We start from the raw sequence: 15,839 nt of genomic DNA, 5'->3' as shown, positions 1-15,839 counted from the left end.
GACAGTCATGGCCGCGCGACCGAGAATTGCATGCGCTGGGGTTGCCGCGCCTCCGCCTCGCGACAGATCGCCAGCACCTCGGACAAGATGCTGCGGGTATCGCGCGGATCGATCACGCCGTCATCGAGCACGCGTGCCGAGGTCGAGAACACGTCCATCTGGCCGTCGAACACGCCTGTTATCTGCGCCTTCATGGCATCGAGCTTTTCCTTCTCGATCGGCTTGCCACGCCGCGCAGCCGCCGCTTCGGTGACGATCGCCATGGTCTCCGCCGCCTGCTCGCCGCCCATCACGGCGGTCTTGGCGTTGGGCCAGGAGAAGCAGAAGCGCGGATGGAAGCCGCGCCCGCACATGCCGTAATTGCCGGCGCCGAACGAGGCGCCGCAATAGATGGTGATCTGCGGCACGGTGGCCGAGGTCACCGCCTGGATCATCTTGGAGCCGTGCTTGATCATGCCGGCTTCTTCGTAAGCCTTGCCTACCATGTAGCCGGTGGTGTTGTTCATATACAAAAGCGGCGTGCGCGACTGGCAGCAGGCCTGGATGAAATGCGTCGCCTTGTTGGCGCCGGGCACGTCGAGTGGGCCGTTATTGGTGATGATGCCGATCGCCTGCCCCTCGATGCGGGCGTGGCCGCAGATGGTGGCGGGGCCGTAATTGCCGCCGAACTCGGCAAAATCGGAATCGTCGATAAAGCGCGCGATGGCCTGCCGCATGTCGACCGGGCGCTTGTGATCCATCGGCATGATGCCAAGCAGTTCCTCCGCGTCATAGCGCGGCCGCCGATACGAGGTTTCAGCCGGCTTCGGCCGATCCCACTGCATATTGGTCATGATGTCGCGCGCGATGCGCAGCGCGTCGCGGTCGTCCTCGGCGAGATAATCGCCGAGGCCGGAAATCGAGGTGTGCATCTCGGCACCGCCAAGCTCTTCCTCGGTCGCGATCTCGCCCGTCGCGGCCTTGAGCAGCGGCGGTCCGGCGAGGAAGGCGCGGGTGCGGCCGCGCACCATCACGATGTAGTCGGAGAGCCCGGTCTGATAAGCACCGCCCGCGGTAGACGAACCATGCGTCACCGTGACGACCGGCAAGCCCGCCGCCGACAGCCGCGCCAGGTTGCGAAAGATATTGCCGCCACGGATAAAATCCTCAACGCGGTAGCGCAGTAGATTGGCGCCGGCGCTTTCGACCAGTTGCACGTAGGGCAGCTTGTTCTCCAGCGCCAGTTCCTGCACGCGCAAGGTCTTGTCGAGGCCGTAAGGCTGCAAAGCGCCGGCGTCGATGCCGGAATCATTGGCGCTGACCATGCAGCGGATGCCGGCGACGAACCCGATGCCGGCGATCGCCCCGCCGCCCGGGATGCTCTTGTCGGCATCCGGCACGTCGAACATGTAGCCCGCCAGCGTCATCAGTTCGATGAAGGGCGAGCCGGGATCGAGCACCAGCGCGACGCGCTCGCGCGGCAGCAATTGCCCGCGCTTGTGAAAGCGATCCTTGGCGGCGGCGGAGGCGGCGCGCGTCCGCTCCTCAAGCCCGCGCATGCGTGCGATCAGCGCCAGCATGCCGTCGCGGTTGGCCTTGTAGGCGGCGCTGCTCGGGGCGATGGTCGATTCGATGATGGCCATGAATGTTCCTGGTCGTCATTCCGGGGCGTCCGAAGGACGAACCCGGAATCTCGAGGTTCCGGGTTCGATGCTTCGCATCGCCCCGGAACGACAATTAATGCCTCGTCCCAAATATCTGCCGTGTCTCAGCGGGGCTGGCGATCTCTCTGCCAGCGCGGCGGGCGCAGGCGGCGATAGCTTCGATCAATTGGCCGTTGGAGGTCACCTTGGTGCCGTCGGCGAGATAGAACGTGTCCTCCAGCCCGGTGCGCAAATGACCGCCGAGATCGGCGCAGCGCTGGTGCAGCGGCCAGATTTCGGCGCGGCCAATGGCCGTGACCTGCCAGTGCGCTTCGGGCAATTTGAGCTTGAGCAGGATCGGCAGCAGATCCGGATCGGCCGGCATGCCCGACGCGACGCCCATCACGAAATTATACTCCAGCGGCCCTGAATACATGCCGGTCTGCCGGTACATGCCGACACAACGCACGATGCCGACATCGAAGCATTCGAACTCCGGAATCGTGCCCGCGACCTTCATCACGTCGAGATAGTCCTGCACCTTCTCGACCGCGTTATCGAACATCATCGGCGGCCAGGCCCAGGTGTTGTCGGATTTCACCTTGAGGTAGTTCAGCGAACCGGCGTTGCAGGCCGCGATCTCCGGCTTGGTCTCGCGCACGCAATCGAGCGCGCCGCCATAGTTCGGACCCGAGGTGCCGGTGGTGTGGTTGATGATGACACCGGGACAGGCCTCGCGCACCGCCTGCTGAATCTCTTTGCTAACGCTGACGTCCCATGACGGCAGATGGCCCTTGCCCGGCTCCTGCTGACGCAGATGGATGTGCATGATGCTGGCGCCGGCGTTGAAGGCAGCCTTGGCCTCGCGCGCCATCTGTTCGGGCGTCACAGGCACGTTGTGCTGTTTCGGGTCGGTCAGCACGCCGTTCAGCGCACAGGTAATGACAGCCTTGTCGCTCATGGATCAGCCTTTGGATCAGCCTTCGGAAATGGGCGGAAATCGCCCTTGCATGATCTTTTCGGAAAACCGCTTCACACTTTTCCGGATCATGCGCTGGCGATCATGCGGCCCGCGTCAGCCCGCTTCTTGCGTCCACCCGCTATTGGCGCCGCCGGTGCGATTGCTGCGGTAGATCGTCAGGTCGCGCGAGCCGGAAAAGATCGCGCGCGGCTTCAAGCCGTAGAAGCGGCGGATCGAGTGGCTGAAATGCGTGGAGTCGGGATAGCCGATATCCTGCGCGAGATGCGCGAGGTTGATGTCCTGGTTGGCGAAGTGCAGCAAATGCCGCGCCCGCTTCCAGGCGCGGAACGAGCGGAACGAGATTCCGGTCTCTTCCTTGAACAGATGCAGGAAGCGCGACGGCGAGAGGCCTGCCTCCGCGGCGCAGCTTGCGGCCGTCACCGGTTCGCCGCAGAATTTTCCGATCTGCACAATCGCGCGGGCCACGCGTGGATCGAGCACGCGTTGCGGCAAGGCTTCGCCAAGGCACAGAAAGTCGAACTCGGCGCTGGAGAAATCGTCGCCCGCATGATGCTCGCGCAAGGCGAGATAGGCGGCGCGAATGCGGTCGGCAAAGGCTTTGCCTTCAGGCCCCGACAGCCGCGCGGCAAGGTCTTCGAGCACGCCGGGACAAACGCTTTCCGGCTCGATCACGACGCTCAGCACCGAACGATAGTCGCTGGCGATGGTATGCCCTGTGTTCGGCAGCACCGCGACCATCTCGGCATGGCTCTCACGGCCATCTGATGTGGTGAGCCACAACCCGCCTTCGATCGCGACATAGATGTTGAACGCACCCGAGCAGCGTTCCCGCGGCCGGCCGAGCAGGCCCGCGTAAAACACGCGCTCCGGAGTGATCAGCATCAGATGGCCCGATTTGCGGCCGATGTCGTCCATGGTGCATCCTCCTCGCGCGGCTCTTGGGCCGCTGCGATGGGGCAACCATAGCGGAAATTGGGGGGCTGTCACGGACGCAAACGACGTCATTCCGGGGCGCGAAGCGAACCTCAGATGCGCAATTGCGCATCGGGGAATCTCGAGATTCCGGGTCTGGTGCTCGCGCACCATCCCGGAATGACTGCGTTTCTAATCAGCCCCGAACCCGCGGCGCTACGTTTTGCTCGGCGCCGGCCTTCTGTTCCGCGGCCACCGCCCGCTTATAACCGTCACGCGCCTGCAACCGCGCCCAATAGGCTGCGACATTGGGCCCGAAATCCTTGGCCAGCCCGATATTTCCGGCCAACCGCAACGCATAACCGTTGGCGATATCGGCGGCGGTAAAGCGGTCCGCGCAGAGCGTTTCTGACTTGCCGGTGGCGGCTTCCACGGCCCGCAGCCGCCCGAGGAACCATTTTGCATAATCCCCCGCCACCTGCGGATTGCGGCGCTCCTCCGGCTCGAGCTGGCTGTATCTCAGCACCAGCGTTTGCGGAAAGGTCAGCGTGGCGTCAGAAAAATACATCCAGTTCAGGAATGCGCCATAGGCCGGCTCGTCGGGCCCGACGATCAGCGGCGTCGGGCCATATCTGGTGCCGATGTAGTGGCAGATGCCGGACGATTCCGTCATTTTGGTATCGCCATCGACCATGAAGGGAATGGTGCCGAGCGGATTGATCGCGAGATATTCCTTGGCGAACACCCGCGGCGGAAACGGCAGCATCTTGAGCTCATAGGGCAGCCCGAGCTCTTCCAGCATCCAGAGCGGGCGGAACGAGCGCGCTCCGTCGCAGTGATAAAGCGTGATCATCAGGCGTTTCCCCTCAATTTCGATTCAGGCCAGTTTGGGGCGCCGAAGCGGCGCCCGCAATATCATCTTGGCGCCGCGCCTCAGGCATTGCTGTGCTTGCGCAGTTCGAGGCGGGCAATCTGGTTGCGATGAACCTCGTCCGGACCGTCGGCGAGGCGGAGCAGGCGAGCCGTAGCATAGGCCGCAGCCAGGCCGAAATCGTTGCTGGTGCCGCCGCCGCCATGGGCCTGAATGGCCCAATCGATCACCTGGCACGCCATGTTGGGCACCGCGACCTTGATCATCGCGATTTCCGCCTTGGCCGCCCGGTTGCCGACAGTGTCCATCATATGCGCCGCGTTGAGCGTAAGGAGCCGCGACTGCTCGATCATGATGCGCGATTCCGCGATTCGCTCCTGCGTGACGGTCTGCTCCGAAACCGGCTTGCCGAACGCAACCCGGCTTCTGGTCCGCACGCACATCTTTTCCAGCGTCCGTTCGGCGAGCCCGATCAACCGCATGCAGTGATGGATACGGCCGGGACCGAGACGCCCCTGTGCGATTTCGAAGCCGCGGCCCTCACCAAGCAGCATGTTGGTGGCGGGCACGCGGACATTCTCGAACACCACTTCCGAGGCCCTGTCAGGCACGCCATAGAACCCGAACACCGGGATAGACCGCAGCACCTTGACGCCTGGCGTGTCCATCGGCACCAGGATCATCGACTGCTGGCGATGGCGATCCGGATTATCGCGATCGGTCTTGCCCATGAAGATGCAGATCTTGCAGCGCGGATCGGTCGCGTTGGTGGTGTACCATTTGCGGCCGTTGATGACGTAATCATCGCCGTCGCGCCGGATGGAACTCTCGATATTGGTGGCGTCGCTGGAGGCGACCGCAGGTTCGGTCATGGCAAAGCAGGAGCGGATTTCGCCAGCCAGCAGCGGCTTGAGCCAGCGCTCCTGATGCTCGCGCGTGCCGTAGCGCGCCAGCACTTCCATGTTGCCGGTGTCGGGCGCCGAACAGTTGAAGACTTCAGGCGCGAGATGCGAGCGCCCCATGACTTCGCACAGCGGCGCGTATTCGAGGTTGGTCAGACCGGCGCCGTGTTCGCTCTCCGGCAGGAACAGGTTCCAGAGGCCGGCCTCCCGCGCCTTCGGCTTCAACTCCTCGACAACCGGGAAAACCTTCCAGGCTCCCAGCTCTTCCGCCTCTTTGTAGAAGCGCTCTTCATTCGGATAGACGTGGCGATCCATGAAGGACTGAAGGCGATGCTTCAGCTCGGTGACCTTCTGGCTCTCCTGATAGAGCATATCGATATCCGTTCATGGTTCGGTAAGTTGAATTTTACTTCGCTCCCGGCAGCGTGCCCATCATCTTGCACAAGACCGTCAGCATCACTTCATCGGCGCCGCCGCCGATCGAGGTCAAGCGGCTGTCGCGATAGGCGCGGCTGACGTGTGTTTCGTTCATAAAGCCCATGCCGCCCCAGAATTGCAAACAGGCATCGGTGAGTTCGCGTCCCAGCCGTCCGGCCTTGAGCTTTGCCATGGTCGCAAGACGCGTGACGTCCTCGCCCGCGATCAGCGCCTCGGCAGCGCGGTAGATCAGCGCCCGCAACAGCTCGACCTCGGTCTGCATTTCCGCAAGCTTGAAATGAACCACCTGGTTGTCGAGGAGGGTCTTGCCGAACGCTTTTCGGTTGCGGGTATATTCGATCGTCTCGGCGATAATGTACTCATGCGCCTTCAGGCACGCCGCGGCGCCCCACAGCCGCTCTTCCTGGAACTGCACCATCTGGTAGGTAAAGCCCTTGCCCTCCTCGCCGATGCGGTTGCGCTTCGGCACCCGCACATTATCGAAGAAAATCTGCGCGGTGTCGGACGAGCGCATGCCCATTTTGTCGAGTTTTCGCGCGACCTCGACACCCTTGGTTTTCATGGGCACGCAGATCAGCGACTTGTTGCGATGCACCTGCCCATCGCTGGTATTGGCGAGCAGGCAAATCCAGTCCGCCTTTACGCCATTGGTGATCCACATCTTGCCGCCATTGATGACGTAATCGTCGCCATCCGACCGGGCATTGGTCTTGATCGAAGCGACATCGGAGCCGGCGCCCGGCTCGGACACGCCGATGCAGGCCACCGCATCGCCCGCGATCGCGGGCGCCAAAAATTCACGACGCACTTCATCGGAACCGAACCGAGCCAGCGCCGGGGTGGCCATGTCAGTCTGGACCCCGATCGCCATCGGCACGCCGCCGCAATGGATGGCGCCGAGCTCTTCGGCCATCATCAGCGCGTAGCTGTAATCGAGCCCCTGCCCGCCAAACTCCACGGGCTTGTTGAGCCCGAGAAAGCCGAGATTGCCGAGCTTCTTGAACAACTCATGTGAGGGAAACTGTCCGGCCTCCTCCCATTCGTCGACGAAGGGATTGATCTCGGCGGCGATGAATTTTTGCAGGATACGGCGGGGTTCGTCGTGGTCGGCGGTGAAGAGCATTTTGTCAGTCTATCCCTCGTCATTCCGGGATGCGCCACTTGGCGCAGGCCCGGAATCCATACTCACGATCGTGGTTATGGATTCCGGGCTCGCTCGCATCGCTCCCGCCCCGGAATGACGGAAGTGCGAGCGTATCTCTCACAATCCCATCTGCCTCGACGCCAGATCCTTCATGATCTCCTCCGTGCCGCCGCCGATGGCATTGACCTTCACCTCGCGATAGATGCGCTCGACCTTGATGCCGCGCATGAAGCCGGCGCCGCCGAAGATCTGCACGGCTTCAGAGGCGCAGAACGCCATGGTCTGGGTCGCCTGGTTCTTCATCATGCAGATCTCGGCGACCGGGCTTTCGCCCTGTCCGAGCCGCCATGCCAGCATCTCCAGCATCGCTTGCGAGGCCGCGACTTTTTGCGCCATGTCGACCAGCTTGTGGCGGATCACCTGGTGCTGCGCGATCGGTTTGCCAAAGGTGTGGCGCTCCCTGGCGTAGGCAATTGCCTCCTCGACGCAGACGCGCGCATAGGCCGTACAGCTCGCCGCCATGCCCATCCGTTCGCTGTTAAAATTATGCATGATCAGCTTGAAGCCCTGACCTTCCTCGCCGAGCAGGTTTTCGACCGGCACACGGCATTCGTCGAAATGCAGCGTCGCGGTATCCGACGCCCACCAGCCCATCTTCTTGAGTTTGGTGCGCGACAGCCCCGGCGTATCGCCCTCGATCAGCAGCAGGCTGACGCCGCCCGCGCCCTCACCGCCGGTGCGCACGGCGACCGTGAGATAATCGGCCCGCATGCCGGAGGTGATAAACGTCTTCTCGCCGCTGACGACGTAATGATCGCCGTCGCGGCGCGCTTTGGTGCGGAGATTGGCGACGTCGGAGCCGCCGCTCGGCTCGGTGATCGCCAGCGCCGATATCTTCTTGCCGGACAGCACCTCCGGCAGCACCCGCGCCTTGATTTCGGCGCGGGCGGCACGCGCGATCGGCGGCGCGCCGATGGTGTGGCTCATCAGGCTGGAGGAGACACCGCCCGCGCCGGCGCGCGCGAGTTCCTGCGAGGCCACGATTTTCATGAACTGGTCGGCAGCGACGCCGCCATATTCCTCGGGGAAACCGAGCCCCAGCAGGCCGATCTCGGCCGCCTTGGCGTACAGCTCACGCGGAAACTCGCCGGCTTCGTCCCATTCATGGGCATAGGGCTCGATCTCACGCGTCACAAAGCGCCGCATCACGTCGCGAAACGCTTCGTGATCCGCGTTGTAAAACGGGCTGTTCGCCGTTGTCCGCTCCAGCATGCTGTCCTCCCGACGGAATCACGATGCCCTGAATCGGCCTGCGTAAACTTGCGTTGAGCGGCTGGCGACTCAACGCAAGACCGGTTCCCCGGCCATGCCCTAGCCTTCTGCAAAAAAGCAATAACACAAAATCGGCAAAACGCCGGGGAGATGAAGCATGATCCGATGGAGCCAATCTGTCCCGGCCATTTTCCTGGCGCTGTCGCTCGTCGCATCGTCAGCTGCCTTCGCGCAACAGCCCGGCATCACCGCTACCGAAATCAAGTTCGGCAACATCATGCCGTATAGCGGCCCGGCCTCGGCGCTCAGCGTCGTCGGCAAGGCCTTTGCCGGCTATTTCGACATGGTCAACGAGAAGGGCGGCGTCAACGGGCGCAAGCTCAACATGGTCTCGCTTGACGACGGCTTCTCGCCGCCGAAGACGGTCGAGGCGACGCGGCGGCTGGTCGAAAGCGACAACGTCGCCTTCATGTTCGGCACCATGGGCACCGCGCCGAGTTCGGCGACCGCAAAGTACCTCAACAGCGCCAAGGTGCCGCACCTGTTCCTGATCTCATCCGCGTCGAAATGGAACGATCCGGTCAACCAGCCCTGGCTGATGGCGCTGCCCTGGGCACCGAATTACGTCGAGGAAGCCGGCATCGACGTGCGCTATGCGCGCGCCAAAAATCCTAATGCACGCTTTGCGATCCTTTACCAGAACGACGACGCCGGGAAGGATTATTTGCGCGGCGTGAAAGAGGCGCTTGGGGCCGACGCCGACAAGGCGATCGCGCTGGCATCGAGCTTCGAAGTCGCCGATCCCAGCGTGGATTCGCAGATCCTCACCCTTGCCAATACCAAAGCCGACGTTTTCCTGATCTACAGCGTGACGCCGCGCGCCTGCGCGCAGGCGATCCGCAAAGCCTATGAGACCGGCTGGCGTCCGATGCGCTTCATCTCCTCGGGCTGCGCCAACAAGGAAACCGTGATGGTGCCGGCGGGCTTGGAGGCCGCGAGCGGCATCATGTCGGTCGGATCGCTAAAGCCCTATGCGGCCGACTCCAAAGATCCCGACCTGATCGCCTACCGCGAATTCATGAAGGCGCGGGTGCCGAATGTCGATCCGGCGAATTTCGCCGCCGGATATGGCTACATGGTCGCCCAAGCGCTGGTGGTCGTGCTGGAGCAGTGCAAGAACGATCTGAGCCGCGAGAACATCATGGCGCAGGCCGCCAACCTCAGGGATGTGCAACTGCCGCTCTTGATGCCGGGCGTCAAGCTCAACACCTCACCGAAAGACTATCGCCCCATCAAGGACGGCTACATGGTCGAATTTCGCGACAACCAGTTCAACGTGATCAGCGAATTGCTGCGGGGTTCGTGAAATGGCTCGCTCCCTCGCCCTCAGAGTCTGACTCAATCGCACACGAGACCGCGGGTGCAACGCGCACGCGCGACGTCAGGAGGAAGCCTTGTCCGTCCGCTATTACGACTGGATCGCCCATTTCGGCCGCCGCACGCCGGATAAGATCGCGGCGATCGACCTCGCCAGCCAGCACCGGCTTTCCTATGCGGAGTTTGATGCGCGGATCTCGCTGCTCGCCACCCATCTGCGCGACAAACTCAAGATCGCGCGCGGCGACCGGATCGCGGTGCTGGCGCTGAACACATCAGATACGCTGGAGGTGCAGTTCGCCTGCTTCCGGATCGGCGCCGTGTTCCTGCCGCTCAACACCCGCCTCACCGTTCCCGAGCTGCAGTTCATTGTCGGCGACGCCTCGCCAAAGGTCATGATCCACGACACCGATCTTGCCGAGGTCGCGCTATCGGTCGCCAAACTCTGCAACGTTTCATCGGCATTGCTGCTTGGTCCGGGTGGCTCCTATGAAGCGGCGATCGCCGCGTCAAAGCCGCTCGATCGCGCGGAGATGGTCACGCTCGATGACATCTCGACCATCATGTACACCTCAGGCACTACGGGCCAGCCGAAGGGCGCGATCATCACCCACGGCATGACGTTCTGGAATTGCGTCAATCTCGGCGGTCCCGCGTACATCTCGCCGTCGTCGGTGCTGCTCACGGTGCTGCCGCTGTTCCACACCGGCGGGCTGAATTGCTACACCAATCCCGTGCTCCACGCCGGCGGCACCGTGCTGATCATGCGCGCGTTCGATCCTGGGCTTGCGCTGCAATTGATCAGCGATCCCTCCCAAGGCATCAACCAGTTCTTCGGCGTGCCCGCGATCTACCAGTTCATGTCGCAGCATCCGTCGTTTGCTGCAGCCGATTTCAGCCGGCTCGTGATCGGCGGTGTCGGTGGCGCGCCGATGCCGGTGCCGCTGCTGAAAATATGGGAAGCCCGCGGCGTCGCCTTGCAGCAGGGGTACGGCATGACCGAGACCAGCCCCGCGGTGCTGACGCTCGACAAGGAGGACGCCGCGCGCAAGGCCGGCTCCTCCGGCAAGCCGGTGCTGCATACGGAAGTGCGGATCGTTCGCCCTGATGGGTCAGACGCCGATGTCGGCGAGCTCGGTGAACTCTGGGTCAAGGGACCGAACGTCACGCCCGGCTACTGGAACCGGCCGGATGCCAATCAATCATCCTTCACCGACGGCTGGCTGCACACCGGTGATGCCACGCGCGTCGATGAAGAGGGCTTCTACTACATCGTCGATCGCTGGAAGGACATGTACATTTCCGGCGGCGAGAACGTCTATCCGGCCGAGGTCGAGAGCGTGCTGCATCAATTGACGGCCATCGCCGAAGCCGCCGTGATCGGCATCCCGAACGAGCAATGGGGCGAAGTCGGCATGGCGATCGTGGCCGTGAAGTCCGGCCATACGCTTTCGGCCGACGATATCCACGCGCACTGCCAGGCCAATCTGGCGCGGTTCAAATGCCCGCGGCTGATCGAGTTCGTCGACGCCCTGCCGCGCAACGCGACGGGAAAGATTCACAAGCCGACGCTGCGAAAGAATTTCAGCGTTTCGAAGCCGACCGACAAAGCCATTGCCTCGTGATGATGTGCTGGCAACAAAAAAGCCCGCCGATTTGCACCGGCGGGCTTCTGTATCAGAGGCTAATTAGAGGATCCCAGCACATCCGTGGTAATCCGTAATCAGCAACCTTTGTTAGTCGACGCGAAGGTTCTCAGCGCTGGTCTTGCCGCGCATCGGGTCCTTCTTCGCTTCGAACGAGATCTTCTGACCTTCGTTGAGCGAGCTCAGGCCTGCGCGTTCGACAGCCGAGATGTGAACGAACACATCCGTTCCACCATCGTCGGGCTGAATGAAGCCAAAACCCTTGGTCGCGTTAAACCACTTAACTGTTCCGGTAGCCATGTAACTATCTCCAAGATGCGCAAATGCGCTTTGCTCACACGACCTCCGCGTGAGCTTGATCCGATTTCAACGATGTCTTGGGGATGGGCCGGTGTCGGCGTAGTCAACAAGGCAAACGACAATTCGAACAAGCGGGATATAGGCCCTTTGCGCGGGAATTACAAGGGACGATAGCGCGTCAAGAAACGCGTCAAAAACAGGCTCTAACCGGGCAGAAACATGGCAAACGGCTCATCGATCGTCCGCCGCAGACGTTCGCGATACAGCGCATAATTGGCATTATCGGACGATATGCGCCCAAAACTCGGGTTTGCGACCATCTTGATCGGCACATACGCGATCGGAGCGGCAATCGGTGTCAGCATGGAACCGCGCCCTGCCAGCAGCGTGGTGATGATGCCGTACATTTCGCCTGATATGGCCACGCGCGCCACCGTGATCAGGCGATGCTGACCGTTCCGGTTGGTGACGAGATAGATGTGGCCGGACTGGTTCGGCACCGCGACTTCGCCGAACTGGGTGTACAAGGCATCCTGCCGCTCGCCTTCGTGGAACACGAGCGACGAGGCCGCATCACTCCAGACAATCTCGGTGAGGTAGGCGAAGATCGCGTCCTTGTCGCCGAACGACGGCCGTATCGTGACATAAGCGCCTTCGATCCACGCCACCGCGCGGCGCGAATAGGCGCCCAATCCATCTGGCGCGATGTCGCCATTGACCGGCGCGGCCGGCGCCGGCGCATCCACCGTCTTGCGCAGGGATACGCCGAGCGCCTGTTCGAGCCGGACCGTGGTCGCGAGTGTGAATGGACGGCGGCCGCCGAGCACCTTTTCCAGCGTCGAAAGACTGAGTTTTGCGAGTTCGGCCAACGATTGCCGGGAGATGCGGCGGCGGGCGATCTCTTCCCGAATGGTATCGGCGATCTGCCGGCTTTGTTCGGCGGAAAGCTGCTTGTCCGGCGTCGGCATCGTCACCCCTGTTCGGCCTGTTTGGGCAGTCTACCAGACGCACAATCCATCACAAACCCGCACAAAGCCGCCCCTGCCGTGGCGCACGGCGCTGGCGTCAGGCTGAACAATGCCGATCATTCCGCTCGCGCCCGTCAGCGCGTTACCGGAGATTTCCTGCACGACGAACACGTCGCACGGGAGAAGGAAATGACGATCTGCGGTGAAATCCAGCCCGACAGGCGTTCGCGCCTGTCGCGCAAAATGCGCGTAATACTGTTCTTCGCCTTTGAAGGCGCCGCCGCACTGCTGATCGGATTTGCGGCCTTATTTTTGAGTTTACCGGCCTGGTCCGCCGAGCGCGCGCAGACCACTTTCCTCAAGCCGGGCGATGCCCGTTCCGGTTCGCTGCTGCTGAAGACCGAGGACGGCTACGCCGACGCCTCGCGGCTTGGCATCGATGTCGACATCACCGTGTCCGGCCCCACGGTCCGCGCCCGCGTCACGCAGGTTTTCCGCAACCCGACGCAAGACTGGGTCGAGGCGGTTTACGTCTATCCGCTGCCGTCCGGCGGCGCCGTCGATACGCTGAAGATGGTGGTCGGCGACCGCGTCATCGTCGGCGACATCAAGGAGCGGCAGCAGGCCCGCATCATCTATGAGCAAGCGGCACGCAACGGACAGAAGGCGGCGCTGACCGAACAGGAACGGCCGAATATCTTCACCAATTCGGTCGCCAATATCGGCCCCGGCGAAACCGTGCTGGTGCAGATCGAGTATCAGGAGCAGGTAGCACAGAGCGGCAATGAATTCTCGCTGCGGCTGCCGATGGTGATCGGGCCGCGCTACAATCCCGCACCCGTGGTGCAGAGCGTCGACTTCCGCCCCGGCGGCGGCTGGGGCGCCAGCAAATCCGATCCGGTGCCGGACCGCGACCGCATCTCTCCGCAGGTGCTCGATCCCGCGACCAACGCGCCGGTCAATCCGACAAGTATCACGGTTCGCCTGCAGGCCGGATTCCCGATCGGCGAGATCAAGAGCCATCATCACACCATCAAGACCGAAAGCCCCGACGGCGGCACGTTCATCATCAAGCTCGCCGAAGGCGTGGTGCCGGCGGATCGCGACTTTGAACTCACCTGGAAGCCTGCCGCGGAGAAGGCGCCGTCGGTCGGCCTGTTTCGCGAACATGTCGGCGGCAGCGATTATCTGCTCGCCCTCGTGACGCCGCCTTCGGTCGAACAGAACGACAGGAAGCCACTGCCGCGCGAGGTGATCTTCGTGATCGACAATTCCGGCTCGATGGGCGGCGTCTCGATCATCCAGGCCAAGGCCAGCCTCACTTACGCGCTCGGCCGCCTGCAGCCTGCCGACCGCTTCAACGTGATCCGCTTCGATCACACCATGGAGATGCTGTTCCCGGCCTCGGTGCCGGCCGACCGCGAGCGTGTCGGTCAAGCGACCTCGTTCGTCGGCGCGCTGCAGGCCAATGGGGGCACCGAAATGGTGCCGGCGATGCGCGCCGCGCTCAGCGACAGCGTTGGCGATTCCAATTATGTCCGCCAGGTCGTGTTCCTGACCGACGGCGCGATCGGCAATGAGCAGCAATTGTTCGAGACCATCAACGCGCTGCGTGGCCGCTCGCGCGTCTTCATGGTCGGCATCGGCTCGGCCCCGAACACCCATCTGATGACGCGTGCCGCCGAACTCGGCCGCGGCGCCTTCACCCATATCGGCTCGGTGGAACAGGTCGAGGAGCGCATGCGTGGGCTGTTCTCGAAACTGGAGAATCCCGCGGTGACCAACCTCACCGCCAAATTCTCCGACGCCACCGCCGACATCACCCCATCGCCGATCCCGGACCTCTACCTCGATGAGCCGCTGATTCTTGCCGCCAAACTCGACAAGCTCGCCGGCTCGGTCGAGATCAAGGGCCGGATCGGTGACCGTCCGTGGGTGGTGACGCTTCCGCTGGCGAGCGCGGCCGAGGGCAAGGGCCTGTCGAAACTATGGGCGCGGCGCAAGATTGCCGATGCCGAAGTTGCGCGCACCACACGGCAGGAGAGCCCGGAGGATGCCGACAAGACCATCCTCGCGCTCGCACTCGATCATCAACTGGTGACGCGGCTGACCAGCCTCGTCGCGGTCGACAAGACGCCGAGCCGTCCCGAAGGCGAACCGCTGAAAGTTTCGGAACTGCCGATCAACCTGCCGGCCGGGTGGGATTTCGCCAAAGTGTTCGGTGAACGCCCGCGACTGCCGGTCACGCCGATGGAACGTCGCGCCGAGGCCGGCGAGGCCAGGGTTCAGGTCGCGGCGTTGAAACGCGCGGCCCCTGCGGTCACGGCAGCGCCGAACACGGTCCAGCTCCCGAAGACCGCGACCGATGCCGAACTGAGAATGATCCTGGGTGTGATCTTCCTCATATTCAGTCTTGTCCTGTTCGCGTTCAATCGGCGCCAGGCGTTGATCCCCTGACGCCCCCTTGACGGAGGAGGCCCCCCAAGCTCCTCCCGAATGCGCGCGCGGCCCTCCGTCCCCCAGGGTCGCGCGCGCGACTTTTTTTCGAACCGTCATTGCGAGCGCAGCGAAGCAATCCACCGCGCGGCAAAGAAAGTATGGATTGCTTCGCGGAGCCTGTCATCGGGCGCGCATCCGCGCGACCCGGTGGCTCGCAATGACGGGAGGTTCCAAATGCGCCGCTTCATCCTCCCTCTCCTCCTCGCCGTCGCCGGCCTCATCCTGTTCGGCCAGGGCGGCTACATCCACGCCAAGGCGGCGCTCGCGCAAATCCTGCTCGAGCGCGCGTTCACGGAAAGCATCGCCACCGGCCGCGAGACAAGGCCGTGGTCATGGGCGGATACCTGGCCGGTGGCCCGCATCGAAATAAAGCGGATCCATGCCAGCACCATCGTGCTGGCCGGCAGCAGCGGCCAGGCGCTCGCGTTCGGCCCGGGCCATGTCGAGAACACACCCGATGCGGGCGAGCGCGGCGTCGCCGTCTACTCCGCGCACCGAGATACGCATTTCCGCTTCCTGCAAAATGTCGTCATCGGCGACGAGATCGACGTCACGCGCCGCGATGGCAAGAAATTCCGATATCGCGCGGATTCGACTTCCATCGTTCGCTTCGATGCCTCGGGCATCGATCCGATGGGCGAGGGATATGGACTGGTGCTGTCGACCTGCTGGCCGTTCGAAGCGCTGACGCCGGGGCCGGATCGCTATCTCCTGCACGCCACCTTGATCGGGCCTGTTCCCTGAGTTCATCCGCCCGTCAATCCCGGGGCGACGATGAATACTCCGCCTGCCGGGATATCGTGCGCTGCGCGAAGGGCGCTATCGGGCCAACGCGTGTTGCCACCCTCCTCAAGTCTCAATAAAAAGAATGAAAACGCATGGCCGAAGCGATCGCACGAGATCGCC

The 15,839-nt window shown here is 63.0% G+C and carries 13 protein-coding genes; 4 read left to right on the top strand and 9 right to left on the bottom strand.

Annotated elements, in window-relative coordinates; translation table 11 throughout:
• Nucleotides 1-5 precede the first annotated feature (5 nt).
• The 7 genes from JQ609_RS16040 to JQ609_RS16010 form a co-directional block, all read right to left on the bottom strand.
• Nucleotides 6-1,622, bottom strand: a complete 1,617-nt coding sequence (locus JQ609_RS16040; RefSeq protein WP_212274129.1) for an acyl-CoA carboxylase subunit beta — start codon at nucleotides 1,620-1,622, stop codon at nucleotides 6-8.
• Between the two features lie 94 nt (nucleotides 1,623-1,716).
• Nucleotides 1,717-2,583, bottom strand: a complete 867-nt coding sequence (locus tag JQ609_RS16035; RefSeq protein ID WP_212274128.1) for a 3-keto-5-aminohexanoate cleavage protein — start codon at nucleotides 2,581-2,583, stop codon at nucleotides 1,717-1,719.
• A 114-nt stretch (nucleotides 2,584-2,697) separates the two neighbouring features.
• Entirely contained in the window at nucleotides 2,698-3,519 is an 822-nt protein-coding gene (locus JQ609_RS16030; protein WP_212274127.1) for an AraC family transcriptional regulator, read from the bottom strand.
• 193 nt (nucleotides 3,520-3,712) lie between these two features.
• Nucleotides 3,713-4,369 carry a glutathione S-transferase family protein gene (locus JQ609_RS16025; RefSeq protein WP_212274126.1) on the bottom strand — a complete coding sequence of 219 codons (657 nt, stop codon included), beginning with the start codon at nucleotides 4,367-4,369 and terminating at the stop codon, nucleotides 3,713-3,715.
• Nucleotides 4,370-4,449: 80 nt separating this feature from the next.
• Nucleotides 4,450-5,661, bottom strand: coding sequence for an acyl-CoA dehydrogenase family protein (locus JQ609_RS16020; RefSeq protein WP_212213325.1), 1,212 nt, complete (start codon nucleotides 5,659-5,661; stop codon nucleotides 4,450-4,452).
• Between the two features lie 34 nt (nucleotides 5,662-5,695).
• Complete coding sequence (locus JQ609_RS16015; protein WP_212213328.1) at nucleotides 5,696-6,850, bottom strand: acyl-CoA dehydrogenase family protein; 1,155 nt, start codon at nucleotides 6,848-6,850, stop codon at nucleotides 5,696-5,698.
• 138 nt (nucleotides 6,851-6,988) lie between these two features.
• Nucleotides 6,989-8,143: an acyl-CoA dehydrogenase family protein gene (locus JQ609_RS16010; protein WP_212274125.1), complete on the bottom strand. Its 1,155-nt coding sequence runs from the start codon at nucleotides 8,141-8,143 to the stop codon at nucleotides 6,989-6,991.
• A gap of 157 nt (nucleotides 8,144-8,300) precedes the next feature.
• On the opposite strand from JQ609_RS16010, the gene JQ609_RS16005 reads away from it, so the two are divergent.
• Nucleotides 8,301-9,509, top strand: a complete 1,209-nt coding sequence (locus tag JQ609_RS16005) for an ABC transporter substrate-binding protein (protein WP_212274124.1) — start codon at nucleotides 8,301-8,303, stop codon at nucleotides 9,507-9,509.
• A gap of 88 nt (nucleotides 9,510-9,597) precedes the next feature.
• Nucleotides 9,598-11,145 carry a long-chain fatty acid--CoA ligase gene (locus JQ609_RS16000; RefSeq protein ID WP_212274123.1) on the top strand — a complete coding sequence of 516 codons (1,548 nt, stop codon included), beginning with the start codon at nucleotides 9,598-9,600 and terminating at the stop codon, nucleotides 11,143-11,145.
• 111 nt (nucleotides 11,146-11,256) lie between these two features.
• Here JQ609_RS16000 and JQ609_RS15995 read toward each other — a convergent pair whose 3' ends face one another.
• Nucleotides 11,257-11,466: a cold-shock protein gene (locus tag JQ609_RS15995; protein WP_192735591.1), complete on the bottom strand. Its 210-nt coding sequence runs from the start codon at nucleotides 11,464-11,466 to the stop codon at nucleotides 11,257-11,259.
• Nucleotides 11,467-11,669: 203 nt separating this feature from the next.
• Nucleotides 11,670-12,434, bottom strand: coding sequence for a helix-turn-helix transcriptional regulator (locus JQ609_RS15990; protein ID WP_212274122.1), 765 nt, complete (start codon nucleotides 12,432-12,434; stop codon nucleotides 11,670-11,672).
• A gap of 189 nt (nucleotides 12,435-12,623) precedes the next feature.
• Between JQ609_RS15990 and JQ609_RS15985 the strand changes: the two genes are divergently transcribed.
• Nucleotides 12,624-14,891 carry a marine proteobacterial sortase target protein gene (locus JQ609_RS15985; RefSeq protein WP_212274121.1) on the top strand — a complete coding sequence of 756 codons (2,268 nt, stop codon included), beginning with the start codon at nucleotides 12,624-12,626 and terminating at the stop codon, nucleotides 14,889-14,891.
• A gap of 216 nt (nucleotides 14,892-15,107) precedes the next feature.
• A complete protein-coding gene (locus JQ609_RS15980) occupies nucleotides 15,108-15,677 on the top strand; it encodes a class GN sortase (protein WP_212274212.1) in 570 nt (189 codons plus the stop codon).
• Nucleotides 15,678-15,839 lie beyond the last annotated feature (162 nt).

This window comes from Bradyrhizobium sp. AUGA SZCCT0169 (assembly GCF_018130085.1).
Classification (GTDB): domain Bacteria; phylum Pseudomonadota; class Alphaproteobacteria; order Rhizobiales; family Xanthobacteraceae; genus Bradyrhizobium.
This window is presented reverse-complemented; position numbering and strand designations above follow the sequence as displayed.